Source organism: Ruegeria sp. CDSB086, assembly GCF_059611065.1.
The window spans coordinates 1-4726 of record NZ_JBXWOV010000023.1; the positions used below are offsets into that span (position 1 = coordinate 1).

Genomic DNA, 4726 nt, shown 5'->3' on the forward strand with positions numbered 1-4726 from the left:
TAATTCACTGCAGCGTTGATTGGTGTTGTTATGAGTGATGGAGTGATTTGGCTGATTGTTCTGCCCCATTTTGTGACGGGGTTTTCTGCGATGAAGATGATGTCGTTGGAGCGCAGTTGGAAGCGGGCGGCGAGGGTGAGTTGTGCGGCGTTTCGGATGTCGAGGTGCCAGGCGGTGACGGCGCCGAATTCGCGGGCATCTTGCGCCGCGCGCAGGACGTAGACCTCTGACGCGTCGCCGGTTTCCTTGGCGATGCCGCCGCCAGTGTCGAACAGGGCGTCGGCCAGGGTGGCGGTGTGGTTGAACGGCAGGGCATAGCGGCCCTGTGTACGCACTTCGCCGGACAGGTAGACATAGTCGCGGTCAACCGCATCCAGCTCGATGGATTGAATGTAATTGCTGCGGCGCTCGTCCAGGTCGGCGCGGCGCAGATTGACTGCGGTGTTCAGCTCTTGCAGGGCGGTCTGCCGACCCTCAAGCACGGTGTCGCGCAGCGCGATCTGCTGGGCAAAGTAGCGTTCGGCGCGATCCAGATCATAGTCGGTATCGACAAAGACCGAGTCATCGGCGACCAGATTGAGGTTCTGCAATGCGGTGCGTGCGTACAGATCTTCGAGCGGGATCTGATACATCTGCCCGTCGCGGTAGATGCGTACCGAGGAATTGTCGATATCGCTGACCGAGACCGATCCGGCAGCCGACAGCGCCTCGCCCAGGGTCAGTTGGGTCAGGGTGATGGGCTGGATACCGGGCTTGCCGACGGCGCCGCCGACCGAGACGCGGCGCGAGTTGAACTCGGCAATCTCAAGGCTGAAGGTGGGGTCGATCTGGTTTTCCACCAGGCGCTGGAACAGTACGGCCTCGGCCTCATCGACGGTCAGGCCGCCCAGCCGGACGCGGCCGACGTCGGGGATGTTGATCGAGCCGTCATCCTGCACGGTATAGCCGTTGCGGCTGTTCTGCGCGGCCAGCAGGCCCGACAGCTCTCCGGCGGTGCCCTGGGTGGACGGCGTCGACAGCACCAGCACGTCACCGATGCCGATGGTGTAAGGGCCGGGGTTGACCTGTGGCGGCGGGTCCAGTTGCAGCCCGGCGCGCGATCCGTCCTGGGTCGAGGGCGCCTCGGGCAGGGGGGCGGTGCCGCGCAGGCTGGTGCCAGAGCCCGATCCTGCCGACAGCCCGAACACCGTTGGCAGGGTCTTGGGCGCGTATGGCGACCGGTTGGCGACCAGCACGGTCTCTGGCGTGACCGGCACAACGCGGACTTTGCCCGCGTCGGAGACACCTGCCGTGACCGACGGGCTGCGATAGATGGTGGAACACCCGGCAATCAGAACGGTCACAGCCAGCGCGCTGAGGAGAAGTGGAGTATGGCGCACGATATGCCCTCTGCTGTTGGAAGTCTTAACTGTCATTGGGCACAACCTTTATGAACATGTTGCCGAGGAAATTGCCGGTCCATTGCGAGGATTGAACGATGCGTCCTGAACTGTTTTGCACCCAGTAAACGTTGGTAAAACGATCCGCCACCCCGAAGCATTCCTCTTGCCATTTTTCCGTTGCGACAGGGTTTCCGCGCAGCAAAACGGTCTCGGATCCCACGGCTTCGATCTGACACTCATAAGCATGTAACTCGATCTCATCGTTGGCGTTGAGAAAGCTGTGGAATCGTTCGACCCGGCCCGGACCGCCGCCCAGGATCCGCGCCGCGCTTTGGTGCACATCGGACGCCGACATGCCGTCGCCAAACCCCAGGGCCGAGGTCAGCATGCCGCGTTCCAGCGTGATGGTGGCCCCGTCCGCGGTCAGCCAGGTCTGTACCCCCGCGCGCTGGGTCTCAAGCAGCATAACACCGGCAAGATCGCGACTGGGAAACCCGACCTCAAGCCGGGGCGGGATCGGGCGGCGCGCGCCAAGGGCCTCGGCGCGCGGATGGAACCGGGGCGCATTTGGAAACAGCGTGCTCTTGAACAGGTCGACATCTTCCTGGGCCTCGCCGCAGGAGATCAGAGCCAGGGCCAGCAGGGCGGTGCGCGGGACCTTCATCGCCAGAACCTTCCCCAGCCGCGCGACAGATCCTGCGCGCGGGCCTCGCGGGTCACGCCATACAGCCGGTTGCGCACGTTCAGCCGTGCGCCGCCATCGCGCAGAACCGGACGGATGGTCTGGGCGATCTTGTTGCGCGACGGGCGGCCGGTCAGCCACGAGATCGGGATTTCCAGCCGGATACCCTTGTCGAACGACCCTTCACCGAACTCCTCAGAGCTGACATTTGTCAGGGTAAAGAACGCCCCCACCTTGAAGCCGTTGTTGAACTCGCGATCCAGCGCGAAGGTTGCGCCATAGTCGCCGGCCAGATAGCGCCCGACATCGACCTGCGCATGATACTCGCCCGGCAGATCGTAATAGGCCGAGACGTGCCCGGTGAAGACATTGTAATCCTGAAAGCCGAACAGCACGTCAAAGTCGCGCTGCGCCACATAGTTGGCCTCGGCCCCAAGGGCCAGACGACTGTTGTTGGGATACCAAAGCACTTCGGTGGAAAGCCCGCCAAACATGGTTTCCAGGTAGCCCAGCGTGGTGCGGGCATAAAGGTCCTTGCCCGGCCGCCACATATACTCGGCGGTCATATGCTCGATCCGCAGGTTGGATTCGCGTGCATAGATGTTCCAGTCCGAGCGCACATGCGGCAGGGTCGAATTCGACGGCCGGGTGCTGTCATCGAGGGTACTTAGGATCGGCTGACGCAGACCTGTCGAAAAGGTCAGGCCCGGCGACGGGGTGTAATCCAACGCCAGCGCGGCCCCCAGTTCGTATCGCAGCGGGTCGTCGGGATCAAAGAAGGAGAAGTTCAGATAGGGGCCGAACCGATAGGAAAAATGCGGATAGGCATCGGTGAGGAAACCGCCCTGCACCAATGGCAACGTGTCCGAGATCTCGGCCCGGGCAAAGCTGCGCCAGGCGTTGTCGGGGTCATGTTCCAGTTCATAGAGGTCGTCGCGGTTGACGCGCACCGCACTCAGCGGCACGCCGTTCGACATCAGCGCAATGTCGAAATGTTCGGCTTGGGGCGGTTCTGTATTGACCAGCACGCGGGCGGTACGGCCCAGAGCCTGCGCGGCCTGCCCATAGCGGTTGTTCTCCACCCCGACGCGGACAGTGTCGCCGCTGTCGGACAGATAGACCAGCCGCAGCCCTTCCTGATCCAGGGCGGATTGCATCCGCGCCCGGATATCACCTTTGCTGCTGTTCGCCGTTGCCGCAGCGACCTGCGATTCAGGGCGCAACGGCGGCGGTGCGGCACCCTGACCGCCCGGCGTCACCGCTTTGCGCGGATTGACGAAGTAGCTGTAGGTCAGCCCCAGCGAGGTGCCATAGAGATAAGAGGCCGTCAGCTGCGAGCCGTTCCGGAACCGGTACTGGGCGCCAAAATTGAAGGGCGATTTGACCCGGAAACTGTCATTGACGGATTCCGCCGTGTAAAGGTCGGGCGAATACTCGGCCAAAAAGGTCAGCCGGTCATTGTATTGCCAGCTGGCGCCGCCAAACAACGCCGCGTCGCCACGGAACCAATTGCCAAACTCGAGCTCACCCCCCTGGCCGTTCGAGTTTGACGCGGGCCGGGTGTCGAACCGGCTGCCGAAAATACCCAGCGGGTTGGAGAACGCACCACGCCCCGCCATGCGGCCCCATCCAATACCGCCGGTCAGCTTGAACCGGTCCTGAATGGTCTTGGTGGCCACGAAGTATTCCGCGGCATAGATGCCGGTGCCACCAAAATCGCGCAGCCCCATCACGATGGCCGGGCCGTGCCGGCTTTCTTCGCGCAACCGGAAATGGACGTCAAAGCTGCGGTCATACCGGGTGCGGTCCGTGCCGCCCGAACTATCAAACCCGTCAATCACCGCATAGCGGAAGCTGCCATGCACCCAGGGCAACATCTGAAACGTCATCGTCGCCCGACCGGTGTTCCTGAGACCTGCGGCGGTAAAGACAAGCTCACCATCATCGAACATCTCGGCGGTGGGGATCTCGATCAGTCCGGGTGTGCCATAGGTCGACACCGATTGTGCCTGCGCCATGCCGGTCGCCATAGCGCATATAAACGCCAAGAGAGGCTTCCGCCTGACTGTCACCGCTCGAATAATCTTCACGTCTTTATGTCGCTTTTGGGACGACGGGCTAACCCTATCGTCGATCCACGTCTCGCCTCGATATGCCCGTGGACTTATTTTCTTTGGGTTTGCGGTGCAAATACAATTCCGCACTTCAGTTAAATGAAAACCGGAAATGATTTAATCTACTATAGGTTGAATTGACCAAAGGATCTTTGCAACTTTCGAACAGGGTAAGCGGCATCGATTCAAGGCAAAGCATTCGAATTGATAATTACATCAAAACCCGAAGCTGATCGCGACATTCACGCCAACGCCACGGCTGGACACAAGGGGATCCATCAGAGGCGCGGCCCCCAGTCAGGCGCCGCCGCGGCGCATCATGACAGCAAGCGTCCGCCACACAATGCGCATCTCCATCGCCAGGCTGGAATTTGCAATATAGTAGAGATCAGCCTGAACCTTTCGACGCGTCGCATCTGTGCCTTCGATATAGCCCAGCTCGACCTGCGCCAAGCCGCTGATGCCAGGGCGAACGTCGTGACGTTCCTGGTATCCAGGCACCTGCAACAAGTACATACGCGCATGCTCAATGTAATCCGGACGAGGTC

4 protein-coding genes are annotated in these 4726 nt (G+C 61.4%); all 4 read right to left on the bottom strand.

Annotation, left to right across the window (positions count from 1 at the left end):
• Positions 1 to 1415 (bottom strand): polysaccharide biosynthesis/export family protein (locus AC2FIO_RS22740; RefSeq protein WP_496700153.1); only part of this gene is annotated, 1415 nt, incomplete at its 3' end.
• Positions 1405 to 2046 (bottom strand): YjbF family lipoprotein, encoded by a 642-nt coding sequence (locus AC2FIO_RS22745; protein WP_496700154.1) that lies wholly within the window; start codon positions 2044 to 2046, stop codon positions 1405 to 1407. The genes AC2FIO_RS22740 and AC2FIO_RS22745, both read right to left, overlap by 11 nt.
• Positions 2043 to 4082, bottom strand: a complete 2040-nt coding sequence (locus tag AC2FIO_RS22750) for a YjbH domain-containing protein (protein ID WP_496700156.1) — start codon at positions 4080 to 4082, stop codon at positions 2043 to 2045. The genes AC2FIO_RS22745 and AC2FIO_RS22750 overlap by 4 nt, the downstream gene beginning before the upstream one ends.
• A gap of 393 nt (positions 4083 to 4475) precedes the next feature.
• Positions 4476 to 4726, bottom strand: a 251-nt coding sequence (locus AC2FIO_RS22755; RefSeq protein ID WP_496700158.1) for a sugar transferase, incomplete at its 5' end; no start/stop codon positions are given.